A 19,263-nucleotide genomic window follows, 5' to 3' on the forward strand; every position below is an offset into this window, starting at 1 on the left:
TTGAGAAAATGGCGCGTAGGCACGTTGTCGATGGGGCTCACGCTGATCGGCTTCGGAGTCCTCCTGTTCTTATCGCAATGGCAGGGACTTGGCGCATTCACCAGCTTCATCCGCTGGTGGCCGATTGTCCTTGTGCTGCTTGGCCTGGAGATCCTCGCGTATGTGTTCATCGCCAAGAAAGAGAGCGAGGTCATCCGGTATGATTGGATGAGCGTCCTGTTCGTCGGGGTGTTGTTCGCCGGCTGTTTCATGTTTACGATGCTGACCGGTCTCGGGGTGACGGATGAAGTACGCAAACTCGTAGGCGAAGTCGAGGTCACGGCGGATTTGCCCGAACTGCAGGAACCGGTAAATCCGGCCATCCAAAAGCTGGTCGTGCAAACATCCGGCGAACCGGTTCGCATCGACAAAACGGCGGAGCGTTCCATGCACCTGTTCGGCACTTACCGAACCCGCGTACAGGAAGGAGACCGTCCGACGGTCGACAAGGAGCAATTCTACACGGTGCGAACGGTTGGCGACACGATGTATGTGCAGGTGAAGCGTCCTCCGGTCTACCGCGGCCTGAATTCGGTCTACCCGGAGATGTCTGTTACGTTAGTGCTACCGCAGGACGTGCAGGTTGAAGTGCAGGGCCCAAATAACGAATCGAACCCTGGCTAAGAGTCGAAAATATCGAATAATCCCCTTCGGGCTGCTATGTATGAAATAGAGCGGCACGAAGGGGATTTTGTTTAGGACCCTGGCCTTAAGGAACCAGAACGGGAGGCTTCCGGTGATGGGTGCCCTGTTCATAAGCGTAAGCCAGTTTAATCAAGGTTGCTTCATCGAAGGCGCGGCCCAAAAATTCGATGCCGACCCCCAAGCCATCCGTCGTATAACCGGCCGGTACAGTGATAGCCGGGAAGCCGGAGAACGGGCTAACAAAATAGACTGAAGGGAGAGAGGGAAAACAACGGGAGAAGAGAGGGATATCGGAATTTGGGCATAAAAAAATTGCGGTTTACGCCGCAATTCGTAGTTCATATAGGATGGTCGAGACGACAGGATTTGAACCTGCGACCTCTTGGTCCCGAACCAAGCGCTCTACCAAGCTGAGCCACGTCTCGAACTTCTGAAACGATTATATTTTAGCATGGGTAAATAGGCGTTGTAAAGGGAATTAGGTTACGTCTTCCCCCTTAATCTACGGAAAAATTGGGTGAGCATGGAACTGCATTCTTCCTGCAGAACGCCTTGAATCACGTCGACGCGATGGTTAAATCTATCTTCCTGCAGCAGGTTCATCAGCGTCCCCGCGCAGCCGGCCTTTGGGTCCGGGGATGCGTAAATCACTTGCGGAATTCGCGCCTGGACGATCGCTCCGGCGCACATCGGACACGGCTCAAGGGTCACATAAAGCCGGCATTCCAGCAACCGCCAGGCGTCCAGCTGTTCGCTCGCTTGTTTAATCGCGATCAGTTCGGCGTGGGCAAGCGGATCTTTGGCCGTTTCCCGAACGTTATGACCGCGGCCGATAATGTCGCTGCCGCGAACAATGACCGCTCCGATCGGAACTTCGCGGATCGCTTCGGCTTTCCGCGCTTCTTCGATTGCCGCCCGCATAAAATACTCGTGTTCTTCTATGGCTATCAATCGTTACACCTCATTCATCATTAGTCATTCGTCGATTGCGGGTAAGAAAACGAACAAGTATTCTTACTCACATGCTGTGGATAAGTATGTGGATAAAGAGGATTAATTTCTTATCCCCATTGTAGGTAAATCGCGCTTTTAGGGCAAGTCCGGGTGTGGATATATAAGTTATCCACAGAACGGTTAACATGTGAATAATTTTTTTACGGAAAAGCGCTGTTAATTTTTTGTGAAAAGTGTGAATATTCTTGAAGGGGATTTAGGAAACACCTATAATGAGATCAAGATGTGGGCATATGTACCCAAGTTCGGTGATGTGAAGTTTAGTTAAATAGTCGTTATCATTCGTTTTTTTGACAAACTTGTCGAAAGGCAAGGACGCAAAGCTTAGGGTCTAAGATCTTCTTTATTGAGGATGACGACAGCCTGGCCGCCGATTGGGCGCACCGGTGAACAGACTGTAGTCTCGCATGTTGAGATGCAGCTTATTTTTTACCGAAGACATGAGAGCGAAAGGTGGTAACGAAGGTGATGAAGTCCGTTACGAGTGAAAAAATATCCTACGAGTTTACCCACGAAACGTATAGAAGCCCAAGCGGAATACTGCTGAACAGCCGGGTGGCGGTGGAGAAGCGGGATTTCGTTTCGACCGGCATTTTGACTTATGCCGAGGGTGATATTCTTGAAGTTGAGATTTCGGAATACAAGGCGTTCGAACTTGGGGATACGGTTAAATTAACGGTCTATTCACCCGGCGGAATCTATACGTTCCAATCGACGGTCGTGGCTAAAGATCAAGGAGCGCTGATGGTTATCAACCCCCCTCAGAATCGGAGCCGATTCGCCGAGAAGCGGGAGAACCCGCGGGTCGACGTCAAACATGACGGACACCTGCTCTCGATCCGCGAACCGAATGCGGAGCTCCAATTGTTGAAGGAGCATGTCGCGCTGGAGGTTCGAAATATTAGCATCAGCGGGCTCGGGTTTATTTTGCCGAGCGATATTGAGTTAAGCAAGCATGCTATGGCCGACGTTCGGCTGGACCTGGGCTTCGAGATGCCGTGCCAAGTCGAGATCATACGGTTGGATCCGGGAGAAACCGTAATCTATTACGGAGCGCGTTACATCGACATGCCGACGGACAAAGCCAATGCGCTGCGGGCGTTTGTGTTGAAAAAGCAAGTGGAAAACCATTTCAGTTCGAAACGGGACGATTTTAACAAACGTATATTCAAATAGAGGCCGGCAATGCCACGGACTTCTTGCAGGGCGCTCGCATATGCTGATCGTAAGGCAAGGATTCTCGTCGGATCGGCTGGGGCCCCCAGCGCCCGAGACCTTCCGAAATATCCGCAGGGTGGTGAGCACGGTGGCTTTTGTTATGAAATATGAGATCATTCCACGCTATTTGACGGGGCCGAGCCAGCGGCGTCCGAAGACGGCGTTAGCCCGCTGCCGGTTTATGGTGGCCCACGATACGGGAAATCCGGGGTCAACGGCCGCAGCGAATGTGTCTTATTTTGAAAATACCCGCAATGAAATGTCATCTTCCGCGCATCTGTTTGTGGACGATAAACAGATCATCGAGTGCATACCGTTCCTGACCGGACCGGCTGAGATTGCCTATCACGTCGTGTACAACGTAACGACCGATAACGCGCGTTACGGCGACGACGCCAACGACGCGGCGGGCGCGGTGGAGCTTTGTTACGGAGGCAGGATCAGCTTGACGGAATCTTACAAGCGGTACGTATGGGTGCTTGCGTATGCTTGTTACCGGTACGGACTAAACCCGGCTACCGATATCGTCGGGCACTATATGCTGGATCCGGCAAGGAGAAGCGATCCGCAGGAGCCGCTGCGGCTGCTCGGCAAGACGTTCCAGAGCTTCGTTCAGGACGTTGTGAACGAGTACCGGGCCAGCCTTGTGACGGAACCCGCGCCGGAACCGCAGACACGAATTAGCGCGGAGGATGCGAACAAGATCATCGGCTTTCTATCAGCCTCCTATTTCACAGCGGAAGATCAGGCGGCCAAGGCGGAGTTCCACAGGCTGGCCAATGAGCTTCGCCGTATTTCGGGGCAGCCGCCGCAGTAACGCGCCCGTCACCATGCCCTCTTTCCGAATGGAAGGAGGGTTTTTCCCATAGGGAGATGACACGGGGCCTACTTTTGGGATATAATATAATGTCAGGATTTGAAATTCCGTTCAGAGCATAAGGAGCTGTTTATATATGAGTCTTTCTTGTGGAATCGTCGGTTTGCCGAATGTCGGTAAATCTACGTTGTTTAACGCCATTACACAGGCCGGTGCGGAGTCGGCTAACTATCCGTTCTGCACGATCGATCCGAATGTCGGCGTAGTGGAGGTGCCGGATGAGCGCTTGACCCGCTTGGCGGAAATCGTCGTGCCGAATCGCATCGTGCCTACGGCGTTCGAATTCGTCGATATTGCCGGATTGGTCAAGGGCGCAAGCCAAGGCGAGGGACTCGGCAATAAGTTCCTTGCCCACATCCGCGAGGTGGACGCCATCGTGCATGTCGTACGCTGTTTCCAAGACGAGAACATTACGCACGTTTCCGGAACGGTCGACCCGATCAGCGATATCGAGACGATCAACCTGGAACTGATTTTGGCGGACGTGGATTCGGTGGACAAAAGAATCGATCGCTCCCGGAAGAACATGAAGGGCGGCGACAAGAAATATGCGCAGGAAGTCGAGTGTCTGGAACGCATTAAGGAGGCGCTCTACAACGATAAGCCGGCGCGCAGCGTCGAGCTGAGCGATGAGGAGCGCTTGCTGATCCGCGACCTGCACCTGCTGACGATGAAGCCGGTGTTGTATGCGGCGAATGTCAGCGAGGCGGAGGTTGCGGACACGGACGGCAATCCGTATGTGCAGAAAGTGCGCGAATACGCGGCGCTCGAAGGCGCGGAAGTGGTTCCGATCAGCGCGAAGGTGGAATCGGAGATCGCTGAGCTGGAAGGCGAGGACAAGCAGATGTTTCTGGAGGAGCTGGGCCTTGCCGAATCCGGGTTGAACCGGTTGATCCGTGCCGCTTACAGGCTGCTCGGGCTGTACACGTATTTTACGGCAGGGGTACAGGAAGTTCGCGCATGGACGATCCGCAAAGGAATGAAAGCGCCGCAGGCGGCAGGCGTAATCCATACCGATTTCGAACGCGGCTTTATCCGCGCTGAGGTTGTCGGCTACGATGATCTGATCGGTTCGGGCTCGATGAATGCTGCAAAGGAAAAAGGTTTGCTGCGCCTCGAGGGCAAAGAATATGTCGTTCAAGACGGCGACGTCATGCACTTCCGTTTCAACGTTTAGCTAGGCTAAGAGACGGTCCAAGTGCCTGCAGCCTTGGCGCGAGGAAGCGGGAAGATCAGCGGTGGTCGGCATGAAGAAGACGCCTGCTCGGAGCAATGGGTGTTGAAGGACAGGATGGTCGCTTAGTAAGGAAAAACGGGTTACGGAAAGAAAGGATGGATGACGAATGCTGGATCGGTTACAAGCTTTGGCTGACCGTTACGATAAGTTAAGCGAGTTGTTGTGCGACCCGGATGTCGCGTCGGATTCCAAGAAGCTTCGCGAGTATTCCAAGGAGCAGTCGGATCTGCAAGAGACGTATGAAGCTTATACAGAGTATAAGAGCGTTATGGAACAATATGAGGCGGCGCGGGCGATGCAGAACGAGAAGCTCGACGACGAGATGAAAGAGCTCGTCAAGATGGAGCTGGAAGAGCTGTCCGCGCGCAAGGACGAGCTGGAAGAGCGGATCAAGGTGTTGATGATGCCGAAGGATCCGAACGACGATAAGAACGTAATCGTAGAAATCCGCGGCGCGGCCGGCGGCGATGAAGCGGCTTTGTTCGCAGCCGATTTGTATCGGATGTATACCAAATTCGCGGACGCGCAAGGCTGGCGGACGGAAGTGCTGGATGTGAACATGAACGATCTCGGCGGGTTCAAAGAGATTATTTTCCTCGTGAACGGGAAGGGCGCTTACAGCAAACTGAAGTTCGAGAGCGGCGCACACCGGGTACAGCGCATACCGGCAACAGAGTCCGGTGGACGCATTCATACGTCGACGTCGACGGTTGCGGTGATGCCGGAGATGGAAGATTTCGACATCGAGATTCACGATAACGACATTCGCGTCGATACGTTCTGTTCGAGCGGAGCGGGCGGACAATCCGTCAATACGACGAAGTCGGCCGTTCGCGTCACGCATATCCCTACGGGCATCGTAGCGACCTGCCAGGACGGCAAGTCGCAAAACTCGAACAAAGAGAAGGCGCTGCAAGTGCTGCGCGCCCGTATCTATGACAAGATGCAGCAGGAAGAGATGGAGAAGTACGGCGCGGAGCGGAAAAGCAAGGTCGGCACCGGCGACCGTTCGGAGCGGATTCGCACGTACAACTTCCCGCAAAGCCGCGTGACCGATCATCGGATCGGCTTGACGCTGCACCGGCTGGACGCCGTATTGAACGGCGATATGGAAGAGATCGTTTCGGCGCTTACGATTGCGGCGCAAACGGATCAGATGGAAAAAGGAGAGTACGCCGGTGCTTGAGGAACGGCGTTTGACGATACGTGAAGCCTACTCGGAGGCTTCTTCTTTTTTGCGGCGGCACGGGGTGCGGGATCCGGAAGCGAACGCTGAACGTCTGCTTGAGCATGTGCTCGGGGAAAGCCGCAGCGGTATGCTGCTCCGATGGGGAGAAAAGTTCCCCGTGGAACAATTAGGAAATTGGAAGGCGCTTCTGGAGCGGAAAGCGGCCGGCGAACCGGTGCAATATATAATCGGGGAGCAGGAGTTTTATGGGCATGCTTTCGAAGTAACGCCTGCGGTGCTCATTCCGCGACCGGAGACGGAACTGCTCGTCGAGGAGGTGCTGCGTCTCGGACGGTTGCTTTGGAGTGCGGAGGCCGTGGATAGCGGGACAGGCTTGTTGAGGCATGCAGACGGGGCAGAGGAGCGAGAGGCCGTCCGCCACCGACCGACTGTATGCGATATCGGGACGGGAAGCGGAGCCATTGCCTTGACTTTAGCCGCAGCTTGCGCCGAATGGCGTGTGCTGGCATCCGATCTGTCGCCGGAGGCGCTTGCCGTTGCCCGGAGCAATGCGCTTCGTCTCGGCGTCGGCGAAAGAGTTACGTTCGCCGAAGGAGATCTATTGCGTCCGTGGATCGAGCGCCGTGAACGGATCGACATTCTCGTGTCCAATCCGCCGTACATTCCGGAAGCAGACGAACCGGGTCTGCAGCCGGAAGTCAGGCTGTACGAACCTCGAACCGCGCTGTACGGCGGGGAGGACGGTCTCGTGCTGTACAGGCGGATGACGGCCCAGCTGGCCGAGCTCGTTGCCTTGCCGCGGCTGGTCGGCTTTGAAGTCGGCTTCGGGCAAGCGCAAGCGGTCCGGGGGCTGCTCGAACAGGCCGGCGATTGGGACGACTTGTATGTCGTTCCCGACTTGGCCGGCATTGAACGGCACGTCATCGCGTATCGGAAGTAACGATAAAATATAACGGATCGCCACGTTTAGACTCTCTTAAAGCCGGAAACACTAGAAACTAGATTCGATAGATTCGAAGTTGCTAGCGGTTCAGGCTTGGAGTATGAGAGAGGCGGCGATCGAAATGGTCAAACGGTTTGCGTGGAAACGGTATGCGTATGTGGGGTTCGCTTTGTTGATGCTTCTGATGTGCTGGGAGTCGAGCCGCGCGAATGCGATGCTCTTCACGGCGTCTAAAGCTGATGAAGCGGGCGCAAGCGTCATCCCGGCGGAGTCGATCCGCCTGCGCATCCTGGCCAATTCCGATGCGCCTGCCGACCAATGGATCAAACGCGAGGTCCGTGACGCCGTTATTGCGGAGATGTCCGGCTGGGTTCAACAACCCGACGGCCTGGAGGCGGCGCGCGAAACCATTCGCAAGCACTTGCCGGAGCTGGGAGCGGTAGTCCGTGAGACGCTGCAGCAGAACGGCTTTGACTATACGTATCAGGTGGAGCTTGGGCTCGTCCCGTTCCCGACGAAAATGTACGGCAATCAAGTATATCCGGCCGGCGATTACGAGGCGCTGCGCATATCGATCGGCGCCGCCGCCGGGCAAAATTGGTGGTGCGTGCTGTTCCCGCCGCTTTGCTTCGTCGATTCGGAGATGGTCGTCAAGAAACAAAATAAAGCCCATGCGGCAGCGTTTGACGACGAACCGGAACAGAAGGACAAGATGAGCGCGAGCAAGTCCGAAGCCGCCGGTGCGGAAAAAGGGAAAAGCGCAGGGAAAGAAGCCGCGAAAGCTTCCAAAACGGATGCTGCTGCAAAGCAGAACGCGGACGCGACTCAGCAAGCGGCGGAAACCGCGGAAACCACAGAAAGCGCTAAGCCGGAAGTCCGATTTTTCCTCTGGGATATGATGAAGAAAGTCGCGTCGCTGTTTGCTTAATACGGGGTGCAGGTTACATCGGGAGGATGGAATTCGATGATGGAGACGAAGATATGGAAGACGGATGCGGCGCAGCCGGCCGCGCAGGCGCTGCAGGAAGCGGCGTCCTGGCTGCGGACCGGGCGAACGGTGGCGTTTCCGACGGAAACGGTCTACGGGCTCGGTGCGGATGCGCGCAATACGGAGGCCGTGTCCGCTATCTTTGCCGCCAAGGGCCGACCGTCTGACAATCCGCTGATTGTGCATATCGCCGACAGGTCTCAACTGGCCGAGCTGACCGCTCCGCCGGAGGAGGCCGTTTTGCGGTTGATGGACGCGTTCTGGCCGGGGCCGCTCACGATCGTGCTGCCGGCACGCCCGGGCGTGCTGTCGCCGCTCGTCACCGCCGGGCTGTCCAGCGTGGGCGTGCGCATGCCCGACCATCCGGTCGCGCTTGCGCTCATCGCCGCCGCCGGCTGCCCGGTCGCCGCGCCGAGCGCGAACCGCTCCGGGCGCCCGAGTCCGACGCAAGCGGCGCACGTGCTGCGCGACTTGGACGGGCGCATCGACGGCGTCGTGGACGGCGGCACCGCAGGCGTCGGCCTTGAGTCCACCGTCGTCGAGCTGGCGGGCGACGCGCTGCACGTACTGCGTCCGGGCGGCGTCACCGCCGGCGAGCTTCGCCGCGCGCTGCCTGCGGGCGTGCGCCTCGTGGAGGCGGTGGAGGCGCCCACCGCCCAAGAGACGCCGCGGGCGCCGGGCATGAAATATGCCCACTACGCGCCGCGTGGACAGCTCACGATCGTGCAGGGCGCCGATCGGCAGCAGGTGCTCGCGCGCATGCGGCGCGAGCTGGAGGCGGCGCGCGCTCGCGGCGAACGCACGGGCGCGCTCGTCTTCGCCGAGCACGCGGATGCCGTGCAGGCCGACCATGCGGCCGTGTGCGGCCGCCTCTCCGACCTGGCGTCGGTCGGGCGGGAGCTGTACGCGGCGCTCCGTTCGTTCGACGAGGCGGACGCCACGTTCATCGTGGCGGAGGCTTGTCCCGAGGAAGGGATTGGCGCCGCAGTCATGAACCGCCTGCGTAAAGCCGCAAGCGGCCGCATTTTACAAGTGTAAGGATCATGATGCTTCCTGCAGGAAGACATGTTTCCCCCTTGTCCCGCATAGGTTGGTTAGGAGTGGGACAGGGAGGTAGAAGGCATGGATTTGGCAGCACCGCTGTATTGGGGACAACTCGTGTCCACCGGCTTACTGGCGCTGGCCCTCGGATTGGATGCGCTATCGCTTGGCCTCGGCATTGGGATGAGAGGCATCCGCAAGCTGGATGTATTGAAAATCAGTGTCGTGACCGCGCTCTTTCATATGGTCATGCCGCTGGCCGGCATGTGGACAGGCGGTTACTTGAGCGTGCTGCTCGGGAAAGTGGCGACGGTAGGCGGCGGTCTCCTGCTGGTGCTCCTTGGCGCACATATGGTGTACAGCGCGCTGCAGTCGAATGAAACGCGGGGCCACAACCACCGGAACTTTTGGGGATTGATGCTGTTCGCCTTCAGCGTTAGCATCGATTCGTTCTCCGTGGGCGTGTCGCTGGGGATGTTTGCCGGAGACGTGATGATGACGGTGCTGATGTTCGGCGCCGCCGGCGGTCTCATGTCGATCGCCGGATTGCTGCTCGGCCGGCGCGTAGGCGAGTGGACAGGCGAATACGGCGAGGCGCTGGGCGGCGTCATCTTGCTCGCCTTTGGCATTCATTTTTTGTTCTAAGCGCCTAGTTATCCATAATTGGGCGATTTTGAGGTAAACTAAGAAAGGCAGGACCATTCTTATCATAATGGATGAAGAAAGCGGGGAGAGAAGATGAACCGGATTTTGTTCGTATGTACAGGCAATACGTGCCGCAGTCCGATGGCGGAGGGGATCATGCGCAGCATATTGGCGGAAGCGGGGTTGTCCGACATCGAGGTTCGCTCGGCCGGCGTGTCGGCGTACCCGGGAACGCCGATCTCCGATCATGCCGCATCCGTGCTTTCCATGAAGGGCAGCAGCGGGCCGTCGGAATCGACGCTTCTGTCACAATCGCTGGTCGATTGGGCCGATTTGGTGTTAACGATGACCTCCAGCCATAAAAGACATACGATCCAGCTGTACCCGGAAGCGGTCGATAAGGTGTATACGCTGAAAGAATATGTGCAGGATGACGCGGGAGCAGCGGTCAAAATCGCGGAAATCGAAACGCTGCTGACAGAGGTTCAGCTGAAGCAGGCGTTGTCCGAGCCGGTGACCGACGAGGAGCGCCGCCGTATCGAGGAACTGCAGCAAGAGGTGCCTTCGCACGACATCGCTGACCCGTATGGCGGCTCGCTTCGGATGTATCAGAGCGCAGCCCAAGAGATAGAGGAATGCTTAATCAAGCTGGCGGCGAAGCTGCGGGCGAACCGCTAACCGCCGGTCCGCTCTACGATTCGAAGCCGTAACAAGTTAGGCTTTACAGCCATCGCGGAATGGGCTATGATAATTGTAACAACATCAGACCCGGTGTAACTGGCGACAAGTGGATTCAACCACGGTGGAGCATCGGGATATACGGCCGGTCGCCTGGGCAAAGAGCAGCATCACGCGGGATATCTCGCGTTGTGTCATGCTCTTTTTTCGTTTTTTTGCCGTCGCGTTTTGAGTTATAATGAAATGGACAATAGCGAGGAGGGCGAGAGAGATGAAAATTGCAATGGGTGCGGATCACGGCGGGTATCGGTTGAAGGATGTGATCAAGCCGTTCATTGAACAATTGGGTCACGAGGTCATCGACTACGGCTGCGATTGTTCCGATTCTGTCGATTATCCCGATTATGCGATTCCGGTCTGCGACGACGTGGTGTCGGGGAAAGCGGACAGAGGGATTCTGATCTGCGGCACCGGCATCGGGATGACCATTGCGGCGAATAAGGTGCCCGGCATCCGCTGTGCGCTTGTACATGATTTGTTCTCGGCGAAAGCGACGCGGGAGCATAACGATTCCAACGTGTTAGCAATGGGCGAACGCGTGATCGGCCCGGGGGTTGCCCTAGAGATTGTGAAAATTTGGCTGGAAACCGAATTTTCCAATGGAGAACGTCATAAGAACCGCGTCGGCAAAGTGAAGGCGCTTGAAGATAAATACGCGCTGCATCCGTAACCGGAGAGAGGGGCGCGACATGAACATTCCCAATATCGGACAAGATGCTTCCGCGGTTGCTCCGGATCTGACGATGGTCCGCTCGCAAGCGGAGACGATCCTGCGCGAGCTTGCCGCGGCAGGACACCTCGAGCCCGGACGGCTCTTGGTTATCGGGACAAGCACGAGCGAGGTGCTCGGACGGCATATCGGAACGTCGGGGAGCGAAGCGGTGGCCCGACAGTTGTACGAGGCGGTGGAAGCCGTGCGGGCGGACGCCGGGTTTTATCCGGTGTATCAGTGCTGCGAGCATTTGAACCGGGCGCTCGTCTTGGAGCGCGAGGCGATGGAGCGGTACGGCTTCGAGCAGGTAAGCGTCGTGCCGGTGCCGAAAGCCGGCGGGTCGATGGCTGCTTATGCTTATCGGCATTTACGGTCTGCCGTGGTCGTCGAGACGGTGCAGGCGCACGCGGGCCTCGATATCGGCGGGACATTGATCGGGATGCACCTGAAGCGGGTGGCGGTTCCGTTCAAGCCGTCGGTGCGGCGGATCGGCGAAGCGTTCGTGCAGGCGGCGTTCACCCGTCCGAAGCTGATCGGGGGCGCCAGAGCGGTGTATGCGGCGGATATGCAGCAGCCTGCGAATGAAACCTGCGAATAAAGTTGAGAAACGACTCTGAATTTATATCTGACATCAACGGGAGGAACCTTATCATGGACTTTTTACGTAAACAAGATCCGAAAATCGTCGAAGCAATGAATCTGGAGCTCGGCCGTCAGCGCGATAAAATCGAGCTGATCGCTTCCGAGAACTTCGTGAGCCAAGCGGTGCTGGAAGCGATGGGTACCGTATTGACGAACAAATATGCGGAAGGCTACCCGAACAAGCGGTACTACGGCGGCTGCGAGTACGTCGATATCGTTGAAGATATCGCCCGCGACCGCGCGAAAGAGCTGTTCGGCGCCGAGCACGCTAACGTCCAGCCGCACTCCGGCGCGCAAGCCAACATGGCCGTATACCTGGCGGCTCTTCAACCCGGCGACACGGTTCTCGGCATGAACCTTGCGCATGGCGGTCACTTGACGCACGGCAGCCCGGTGAATGCCTCCGGCATTTTGTATAACTTCGTGGCGTATGGCGTTTCGGAGAAAGATTCCCGCATTGACTACGACGACGTCCGCAAAGCGGCGTTCAAACATAAGCCTCGTCTGATCGTAGCGGGCGCCAGCGCGTATCCGCGTACGATCGACTTTGAAGTGCTTGCGCAAATCGCGAACGATGTAGGCGCGCTGTTCATGGTTGACATGGCGCACATTGCCGGTCTCGTGGCGGCAGGCCTGCACCCGAATCCGGTGCCGCATGCGCACTTCGTGACGACGACGACGCACAAGACGCTCCGCGGTCCTCGGGGCGGCTTGATTCTGTGCCGCAAGCCGTGGGCGGCGGCGATCGATAAGGCTGTGTTCCCGGGCACGCAAGGCGGTCCTTTGATGCACGTCATCGCGTCGAAAGCGGTAGCGCTCGGCGAAGCGCTGCAGCCGGAATTCACGACTTACGCGCAGAACGTCGTGAACAACGCCAAAGTGTTGTCTGAAGGCTTGCTTGCCGAAGGCATCAACCTCGTGTCCGGCGGTACGGACAATCACTTGATGCTGATCGACCTGCGCAGCTTGAACATCTCGGGTAAAGACGCCGAGCACCTGCTCGACGAAGTCGGCGTGACATGCAACAAGAACGCGATTCCGTTCGACCCGACCAGCCCGTTCGTCACCAGCGGTATCCGCATCGGTACGCCGGCGGCGACTTCCCGCGGCATGGATCAAGAAGCGATGAAGACGATCGCGAAGATTATCGCATTGACTTTGAAAAACCCAACCGACGCCGCCGTACACGACCGAGTTCGCGGCATGGTGAAGGATTTGACAGCCCAATTCCCGCTGTATCCGGGCTTGAGCTACTAAGCGAATACGCACGGGGCCGTTATCCGGCCTGCCCAATAAAGACCGATTCTCGTCTGTCCGCGAGCGTCGGTCTTTATTTTTTGCCATTTATGCCGCAGCGGGAATCGGATGCCTGCTCTGGCGTAGTTCTCGGCTTCTCCCGGCAACCAGAGGAACTATGCGCACACTTGCAGCGCCTCTCTTTACGAACCGGCCTCCAGCTTCTTATAATTGTCGCCGTATTTGGCTGCAAGCTGAGGACCGAAGTCGGCCTCGATTCTCAGCATCAGCACGTTGTGGTGATAGGCGTTCGTCAGCGTTTCAACGACGGCGGGGTGATCGGTCTCAAGCGCACTCGGCTTCATCGGTCCTCCGAAGCTTCCGAGCAGCGCGTACCGATGGTCGAACAACATGGTAAATTTACGAGGCTGCTCGGATGCAGGCTCATCGAACCGCCTATGGACGAGCACATGCTTCAGGCGGGTATTCACCTCGCCGAACGACATCAAGATGACGCGAACGCCTTTGTTCTCGGCGTAGACGAGCGCATCTTCCAGGCGCGGCAAGTCTTCGGACCCGATTTCGACGATGACGGAGGCCCGGGCGTTGGCCGTCATTCTTCGCGCCGCTTGCTCCAGCGCGTCTCCGCCTTCCCAATTGTAGAAGGACGGGGCCGTTCTCGGCGGAGTCCGCAGCTGATGAACCAAGCTGTCTGCCGCTTGCTCGAACTCCAGCCGCAGATGACCGACCAGCTGCTGGATCGGTACGGCGTCGTACCGGACCGGATCCCCTTCGATCATGCGGCATGCCCCTTTGTCAATTAAAGAACGCAAAGCCGCATACACGTTCGTACGGGAGACCGACACGCGTTTCGCCACTTCATAGCCGGATAGCTTCGATTGTTCATGAAGCGTCAAATAGCAGCGGGATTCCAAATCGGACAAGCCGATCTTTTTCAATAATTCCATAGGGACACCTGCTTCCTAATACTTGGGTGGTATGTCATAATACTGCCTATTCGGGAAGCTGTCGTCAAGCGGGCAAACCAACACGTACAACTGTTCCACGTGGATCAAATTCGGGGCAAATGTATATTTTTTACGACAGTTGGGATAAGTTCATGCACTTGTGGTATAATAGACGAGATTTGGCGAAAAAAGCTTATAAAAAGCGGTTTGTCGCGCATTTTTAGCGTTTTAGGGGGAAGCTTAGGCATGGGAAAAGTATTCGTTTGCGATCATCCGCTCATTCAGCACAAATTAACGTATATTCGGGATGAGAACACAACGACGAAAGATTTTCGAGAGCTTGTAGACGAAGTGGCGACTTTGATGGCTTATGAGATAACGAGAGATATTCCGCTTGAAAAGGTTGAGGTGCGTACGCCAGTGACTACGGCAGAGGGCCGTGTCATCTCCGGGCGGATGCTGGGATTGATTCCTATCCTGCGTGCCGGACTCGGCATGGTGGATGGTATCCTGAAGCTTGTGCCGGCTGCGAAAGTCGGGCATATCGGTTTGTATCGCGACCCGGATACACTCGAGCCGGTCGAATATTACGCGAAGCTGCCGACCGACGTTCAGGAGCGGGAGCTTATCGTGATCGACCCGATGCTCGCTACGGGGGGATCGGCCAATGCGGCGCTGACGGCGCTCAAGAACCGGGGCTGCACCCAGATAAAGCTGATGTGCCTGATTGCCGCGCCGGAGGGCGTTCAAGCCGTGCAGCAAGCGCATCCCGATGTCGACCTCTATGTGGCGGCCATTGACGATTATTTGAATGATCACGGGTATATCGTGCCCGGTTTAGGGGATGCCGGGGACCGTTTATTCGGCACGAAATAATTTTCGGTGGGGAAAGGGGAAGCCGTATCCATGAAAAAGACGAAAATCATTACGATTTTCGGGACTAGACCCGAAGCGATTAAGATGGCTCCGCTGGTGAAGGAGCTGGAGAAGCATTCGGAGCAGATCGAGTCGCTTGTTTGCGTAACAGCGCAGCATCGGCAAATGCTTGACCAGGTGCTCGACATTTTCAATATTAAACCGAACTACGATCTGGATGTCATGAAGGATCGTCAGACATTGAACGAGATTACAATCCGGGTGCTGCAAGGGCTTGATCCGGTGTTCAAGCAAGAGAAGCCCGATATGATTCTCGTTCACGGCGATACGCTGACCACCTTCCTTGCGAGTTATGCGGCGTTCCTGCATCAAATTCAAGTCGGCCACGTGGAAGCAGGTCTGCGTACCTGGAACAAGCTGTCTCCTTATCCGGAGGAAATGAACCGGCAGTTGACCGGCGTGCTGGCCGATCTGCACTTTGCGCCGACCGGCTGGTCTGCGGGCAACTTGCGGAAGGAGAACAAGCCGGAGGATCGGATTCATATTACCGGAAACACGGTGACGGACGTGTTCCAATACACGGTGCGGGAACAATTTGCGCATCCTGTGCTCGATTGGGCGGCCGGCAAGCGTCTTGTGCTGATGACGGCGCATCGCCGGGAATCGCAGGGAGAGCCGCACCGTCAGGTATTCCGCGCAATAAGGCGCATCGCCGACGAGTTCGACGACATCGCGATCGTATATCCGGTGCATCCGAGCCCGGCCGTGAAGGAACCGGCCTACGAGCTGCTCAGCGGTCATGACCGGATCAAACTGATTGAACCGCTCGACGTGTTCGAGTTCCACAATTTTTATCCGCACGCGCATCTGATCTTGACGGACTCCGGCGGCTTACAGGAAGAAGCGCCTTCTTTCGGCGTGCCTGTCCTTGTGCTGCGGGAGACGACCGAGCGTCCGGAGGGCATCGAGGCGGGAACGCTCGAGCTGGTCGGTACGGATGAGACGAACGTGTACGAACGGACTAAAGCACTGCTGAGCAATGCGGACCTGTACGATCGCATGAGCCGTTCGGCGAATCCGTATGGCGACGGCAAAGCGTCCGGACGCATCGTCGAAGCGATTTTATATCACTTCGGACAGCGCTCTGAAAGGCCGCAAACTTTCCAACCGTGACAATCTGATGACAAACGATACAGCATACAGTTGCACTGTTTGGTTTGAAATGCCGAAAACCCTTGTTCTATCGGGCTTTTTGTGATTTATGTCATAGATGATAAGCAAACTTGTCCAATTGACAAAGATCACTTTACTTAGATAAAATAAACTAGGATTTGGGTTAGAGTTACGAGTCGATCGACCAACCGGCTCAGTGTGTAGCTGTGTGAACGGTTGCAATCCTATGGGACGGCCGCAGGCAGGAGTCTTTTCCGGCGCACGTCCAAAAGGAAGGGTTATGAAACGGCAAAATTCCAATGACAATCCATGGCGTGCCGCTGCGCTCGTCAGCGCTCTGGGAGTTGATGTTGTTTTTTGTACGGCAGCCGGTTATTGGGTTGGGAGCTGGACCGGAACACATCTAGGCAGTCTGAAAGCTTGGGTTATCGGCGGGGTGCTGGTCGGGTTCGCGGTTGGAATCCTGACGTCCATACTGGTTGTGAAAAAGTTTCTGGAGGATAAGCCGTAGAGACATGAAGGACCAGTTGAAAGTAATCGCCCGCATCGCCTTATTCATGATTTCCGCCCTGCTGCTTGTCTGGGCCTTTTTGCCTGCGTACCGGACGTACGCTTCCGGATTCATCCTCGGAACATTGGCCAGCCTGACTAACGCCTGGCTGCTGATCCTGAAGATCGAAACGTTGTCCAAGCTCACCCAGCAGGAAGGAAGAAAGCGCGTGAACCTCGGGACGCTTTCCCGGATGTGCGTAGCTCTTCTGGCCGTCATGATCGCCGTGAAATACCCGCAGTTCAATCTCGTATTCACCATCGCTGGATTATTTTCGGTCCAATTGGCAACACTCCTGATGGGTTATCTTTTTATTAAAAAATAATCATGAAATTCTTGGAAAGGAGGAAAATATCAGATGCATCATTTTCCGGTGTGGCAAATTGGCGGGTTAAATATCGACCTCTCCACGTTTCTGGGGATTATCGTCTCCTGCTTGATTGTGTTCATCTTGGCGCGTTTGTCTGTGAGAAATTTATCCGTAACAAATCCGTCCAAAATGCAAAATTTCATGGAATGGGTCATTGAATTCGTGCATGGCATTATAGCGAGCACGATGCCTTTAAACCGAGTGAAGCCTTACGTTGCGCTTGGGATGACGATCATTATGTTCATATTTGTATCCAACCTGCTTGGACTGCCGTTCGGTCTTGTTTTCTCTTATACGGAGCCATTATCTTTTCTAGGCTATCCGATCATTACAGAGGAAATGATTCATAATGCGCATGGCGGGCACGGATACGAACTGGCTTGGTGGAAGTCACCTACAGCGGATGTCTCCGTTACCTTCGGCTTGGCGATCATCGTGTTCTTCCTGATTCATTATTTGGGATTGAAACAGAACACCAAGCATTACCTGAAACACTATTTCGAGCCGTTCTGGTTCTTCTTCCCGCTTAACGTTATCAAAGAGATTTCCAAGCCCCTTACGCTCGGTTTGCGTTTGTACGCGAACATTTTTGCGGGCGAGGTGTTGATTGCCACGATTTTGATGGCAGGTATTGCCGGAACGCCGCTCTTGATGGCATGGCAAGGCTTCAGTATTTTCGTCGGAGCCATTCAAGCGTTCCTGTTCACTATTCTCACCATGGTTTACATTTCGCAGGCTACCGTTCACGACGAGAGTCACGATAGCCACTAGCATGAAACTATAAAAACAAAATTATTGAGGAGGATTTTAAAATGGAATTTTTGGCAGCAGCATTAGCAATCGGTTTGGGTGCACTTGGCGCAGGTATCGGTAACGGTATGATCGTAAGCAAAACAGTTGAAGGGATCTCCCGTCAGCCTGAATTGCGCGGTACGTTGCAAACAACGATGTTTATCGGGGTCGGTATCGTAGAGGTTGTTCCGATCATCGGCGTCGTACTCGGATTCCTGATCTTCTTCGGTGCTTAATTCCATGACGATTAGGTTTGGCGCGGAAGGCCTGAGCCATCCACGCCTTCGTTTTGCCTAAAATGACTGAAAGGAGTGGCATAGATGAGTTGGCATTGGGAATCGTTCGTGTTTGCGATCATAGCATTTGTGGTGCTCTACTGGCTCCTCAATAAGTACGCCTTCGGACCTTTGTTCGGGATTATGGAAGAGCGCAGACGCATCGTCGCTGAGCAAATTTCGAAAACGGAGCAAGACCGCAAAGCGGCCGAAAGCTTGCTTGCGGAGCAAAAAGAAGCTATGCAGAACGTGCGTAAGGAAGCCCAGACTATTCTGGAGCAAGCCCGCGCGATGAGCAATAAACAAAGTCAGGACATTATCGATCAAGCGAAAGAGGAAGCGGTTCGTTTGAAAGAAGAGGCTGTCCGTGATATCGAGACGGAGAAAAATAAAGCTGTTGCTTCTTTGAGAAATGAAGTCAGCGCGATGTCCGTTCTCATCGCTTCCAAAATTATTGAGAAGCAAATCGATGAGAAATCGCAAGAAGAGCTGGTTGAACACTATCTGAAAGAAGTAGGGGGCAAGCAATGAGCAAGGATACTGTTGTAGCCAAAAGGTATGCAAAGGCCTTGTTCGAAATCGCCCGCGACCAAAATCGCATCAGTCCAATTGAAGAAGAGCTGCAGGCTGTTGTTTCGGCTCTGCGCAGCAATGAAGACTTCTACAAGCTGATCGTTCATCCGGGGCTTGCCGCTTCGGCCAAGAACGAGATCCTTCAACAAGTATTCGGCGCTCAATTGTCGGAGACGGTTTTGAACACGCTTATGCTTCTTGTCGACAAAGGCCGTGAGGAGCTGCTCGAAGCCTTGGTCGATTATTATTCGGCCATTGCGAATGAATCGCTGGGACAAGCGCGCGCGATCGTTTATACGCCGGTTGCTTTATCCGAGCAGGAACTTCAGCAAGTAGCCAGCACATTTTCCACATTGACAAGCAAACAAATCCGCGTGGAATCGGTTATTGATAAAAGCTTGCTAGGCGGCCTTCAAATCCGCGTCGGCGACCGTCTGTACGACGGCAGCTTGTCCGGCAAGCTCAAGCGTTTGGAAAGAACCTTGAATCAATCTCAAGCACTGTAGATAGGGGTGAGGATCG

Annotated in this window: 23 protein-coding genes, 1 tRNA gene, 1 pseudogene and 2 riboswitches; of the genes and pseudogenes, 21 read left to right on the top strand and 4 right to left on the bottom strand. The window is 55.5% G+C overall.

Annotated features, from left to right (window positions below):
- Window positions 1–663 carry a LiaI-LiaF-like domain-containing protein gene (locus JMF85_RS04755; RefSeq protein WP_127609121.1) on the top strand — a complete coding sequence of 221 codons (663 nt, stop codon included), beginning with the start codon at window positions 1–3 and terminating at the stop codon, window positions 661–663.
- A gap of 85 nt (window positions 664–748) precedes the next feature.
- Here JMF85_RS04755 and JMF85_RS04760 read toward each other — a convergent pair.
- The 3 genes and pseudogenes from JMF85_RS04760 to tadA form a co-directional block, all read right to left on the bottom strand.
- Window positions 749–922: pseudogene (locus tag JMF85_RS04760) on the bottom strand (amidase family protein); the annotation flags it as partial.
- Window positions 923–1,032: 110 nt separating this feature from the next.
- Window positions 1,033–1,109: transfer RNA gene (locus JMF85_RS04765), tRNA-Pro, on the bottom strand.
- A gap of 58 nt (window positions 1,110–1,167) precedes the next feature.
- Complete coding sequence (gene tadA / locus JMF85_RS04770; RefSeq protein ID WP_269058707.1) at window positions 1,168–1,635, bottom strand: tRNA adenosine(34) deaminase TadA; 468 nt, start codon at window positions 1,633–1,635, stop codon at window positions 1,168–1,170.
- A 345-nt stretch (window positions 1,636–1,980) separates the two neighbouring features.
- Window positions 1,981–2,073, top strand: a riboswitch (cyclic di-GMP riboswitch).
- 93 nt (window positions 2,074–2,166) lie between these two features.
- Between tadA and JMF85_RS04775 the strand changes: the two genes are divergently transcribed.
- The 12 genes from JMF85_RS04775 to glyA all read left to right on the top strand — a co-directional run bounded on the left by JMF85_RS04775 (window position 2,167) and on the right by glyA (window position 13,185).
- Window positions 2,167–2,874 (top strand): PilZ domain-containing protein, encoded by a 708-nt coding sequence (locus JMF85_RS04775; protein WP_127609143.1) that lies wholly within the window; start codon window positions 2,167–2,169, stop codon window positions 2,872–2,874.
- A 142-nt stretch (window positions 2,875–3,016) separates the two neighbouring features.
- Window positions 3,017–3,733: a peptidoglycan recognition protein family protein gene (locus JMF85_RS04780; protein ID WP_230876230.1), complete on the top strand. Its 717-nt coding sequence runs from the start codon at window positions 3,017–3,019 to the stop codon at window positions 3,731–3,733.
- Between the two features lie 136 nt (window positions 3,734–3,869).
- Window positions 3,870–4,970, top strand: a complete 1,101-nt coding sequence (ychF, locus tag JMF85_RS04785) for a redox-regulated ATPase YchF (RefSeq protein WP_127609120.1) — start codon at window positions 3,870–3,872, stop codon at window positions 4,968–4,970.
- 166 nt (window positions 4,971–5,136) lie between these two features.
- A complete protein-coding gene (gene prfA / locus JMF85_RS04790; RefSeq protein ID WP_054798171.1) occupies window positions 5,137–6,216 on the top strand; it encodes a peptide chain release factor 1 in 1,080 nt (359 codons plus the stop codon).
- Window positions 6,209–7,159 (top strand): peptide chain release factor N(5)-glutamine methyltransferase, encoded by a 951-nt coding sequence (gene prmC / locus JMF85_RS04795; protein ID WP_201317838.1) that lies wholly within the window; start codon window positions 6,209–6,211, stop codon window positions 7,157–7,159. Before prfA ends, prmC begins: the two co-directional genes overlap by 8 nt.
- Window positions 7,160–7,283: 124 nt before the next feature.
- Window positions 7,284–8,090 carry a stage II sporulation protein R gene (gene spoIIR / locus JMF85_RS04800; RefSeq protein WP_127609118.1) on the top strand — a complete coding sequence of 269 codons (807 nt, stop codon included), beginning with the start codon at window positions 7,284–7,286 and terminating at the stop codon, window positions 8,088–8,090.
- Window positions 8,091–8,129: 39 nt separating this feature from the next.
- Window positions 8,130–9,188: an L-threonylcarbamoyladenylate synthase gene (locus JMF85_RS04805; protein ID WP_127609141.1), complete on the top strand. Its 1,059-nt coding sequence runs from the start codon at window positions 8,130–8,132 to the stop codon at window positions 9,186–9,188.
- An 84-nt stretch (window positions 9,189–9,272) separates the two neighbouring features.
- Complete coding sequence (locus JMF85_RS04810) at window positions 9,273–9,836, top strand: manganese efflux pump MntP (RefSeq protein WP_127609117.1); 564 nt, start codon at window positions 9,273–9,275, stop codon at window positions 9,834–9,836.
- 93 nt (window positions 9,837–9,929) lie between these two features.
- On the top strand, window positions 9,930–10,514 hold the full coding sequence (locus tag JMF85_RS04815; RefSeq protein ID WP_054796267.1) for a low molecular weight protein arginine phosphatase: 585 nt from the start codon (window positions 9,930–9,932) through the stop codon (window positions 10,512–10,514).
- An 85-nt stretch (window positions 10,515–10,599) separates the two neighbouring features.
- Window positions 10,600–10,680, top strand: a riboswitch (ZMP/ZTP riboswitch).
- Window positions 10,681–10,785: 105 nt separating this feature from the next.
- Window positions 10,786–11,244 carry a ribose 5-phosphate isomerase B gene (gene rpiB, locus JMF85_RS04820; protein WP_054796268.1) on the top strand — a complete coding sequence of 153 codons (459 nt, stop codon included), beginning with the start codon at window positions 10,786–10,788 and terminating at the stop codon, window positions 11,242–11,244.
- A 19-nt stretch (window positions 11,245–11,263) separates the two neighbouring features.
- On the top strand, window positions 11,264–11,884 hold the full coding sequence (locus JMF85_RS04825; RefSeq protein WP_127609116.1) for a TIGR01440 family protein: 621 nt from the start codon (window positions 11,264–11,266) through the stop codon (window positions 11,882–11,884).
- A 53-nt stretch (window positions 11,885–11,937) separates the two neighbouring features.
- Window positions 11,938–13,185, top strand: coding sequence for a serine hydroxymethyltransferase (gene glyA / locus JMF85_RS04830; protein ID WP_054796270.1), 1,248 nt, complete (start codon window positions 11,938–11,940; stop codon window positions 13,183–13,185).
- 182 nt (window positions 13,186–13,367) lie between these two features.
- On the opposite strand, the gene JMF85_RS04835 is transcribed toward glyA, so the two are convergent.
- A complete protein-coding gene (locus JMF85_RS04835; protein WP_054796271.1) occupies window positions 13,368–14,132 on the bottom strand; it encodes a TrmB family transcriptional regulator in 765 nt (254 codons plus the stop codon).
- Between the two features lie 246 nt (window positions 14,133–14,378).
- Here JMF85_RS04835 and upp point away from each other — a divergent pair, with 246 nt between their 5' ends.
- The 8 genes from upp to JMF85_RS04875 all read left to right on the top strand — a co-directional run bounded on the left by upp (window position 14,379) and on the right by JMF85_RS04875 (window position 19,247).
- Window positions 14,379–15,008, top strand: coding sequence for a uracil phosphoribosyltransferase (gene upp, locus JMF85_RS04840; RefSeq protein WP_054796272.1), 630 nt, complete (start codon window positions 14,379–14,381; stop codon window positions 15,006–15,008).
- Between the two features lie 30 nt (window positions 15,009–15,038).
- Window positions 15,039–16,181 carry a non-hydrolyzing UDP-N-acetylglucosamine 2-epimerase gene (gene wecB / locus JMF85_RS04845; protein ID WP_054799355.1) on the top strand — a complete coding sequence of 381 codons (1,143 nt, stop codon included), beginning with the start codon at window positions 15,039–15,041 and terminating at the stop codon, window positions 16,179–16,181.
- A 280-nt stretch (window positions 16,182–16,461) separates the two neighbouring features.
- Window positions 16,462–16,692 carry an AtpZ/AtpI family protein gene (locus JMF85_RS04850; RefSeq protein ID WP_127609115.1) on the top strand — a complete coding sequence of 77 codons (231 nt, stop codon included), beginning with the start codon at window positions 16,462–16,464 and terminating at the stop codon, window positions 16,690–16,692.
- Window positions 16,693–16,696: 4 nt separating this feature from the next.
- Window positions 16,697–17,056 (top strand): ATP synthase subunit I, encoded by a 360-nt coding sequence (locus JMF85_RS04855; RefSeq protein WP_127609114.1) that lies wholly within the window; start codon window positions 16,697–16,699, stop codon window positions 17,054–17,056.
- A 33-nt stretch (window positions 17,057–17,089) separates the two neighbouring features.
- Entirely contained in the window at window positions 17,090–17,872 is a 783-nt protein-coding gene (atpB, locus tag JMF85_RS04860; protein WP_054796274.1) for a F0F1 ATP synthase subunit A, read from the top strand.
- A 41-nt stretch (window positions 17,873–17,913) separates the two neighbouring features.
- Window positions 17,914–18,129 carry a F0F1 ATP synthase subunit C gene (atpE, locus tag JMF85_RS04865; protein ID WP_054796275.1) on the top strand — a complete coding sequence of 72 codons (216 nt, stop codon included), beginning with the start codon at window positions 17,914–17,916 and terminating at the stop codon, window positions 18,127–18,129.
- Window positions 18,130–18,213: 84 nt separating this feature from the next.
- The gene (gene atpF, locus JMF85_RS04870; protein ID WP_127609113.1) at window positions 18,214–18,699 is read left to right on the top strand and encodes a F0F1 ATP synthase subunit B; all 486 of its coding nucleotides are present in this window, start codon (window positions 18,214–18,216) and stop codon (window positions 18,697–18,699) included.
- Window positions 18,696–19,247: a F0F1 ATP synthase subunit delta gene (locus JMF85_RS04875; RefSeq protein WP_054796276.1), complete on the top strand. Its 552-nt coding sequence runs from the start codon at window positions 18,696–18,698 to the stop codon at window positions 19,245–19,247. Before atpF ends, JMF85_RS04875 begins: the two co-directional genes overlap by 4 nt.
- Window positions 19,248–19,263 lie beyond the last annotated feature (16 nt).

This window comes from Paenibacillus sp. EPM92, from assembly GCF_016586185.1.
GTDB lineage: Bacteria > Bacillota > Bacilli > Paenibacillales > NBRC-103111 > Paenibacillus_G > Paenibacillus_G validus.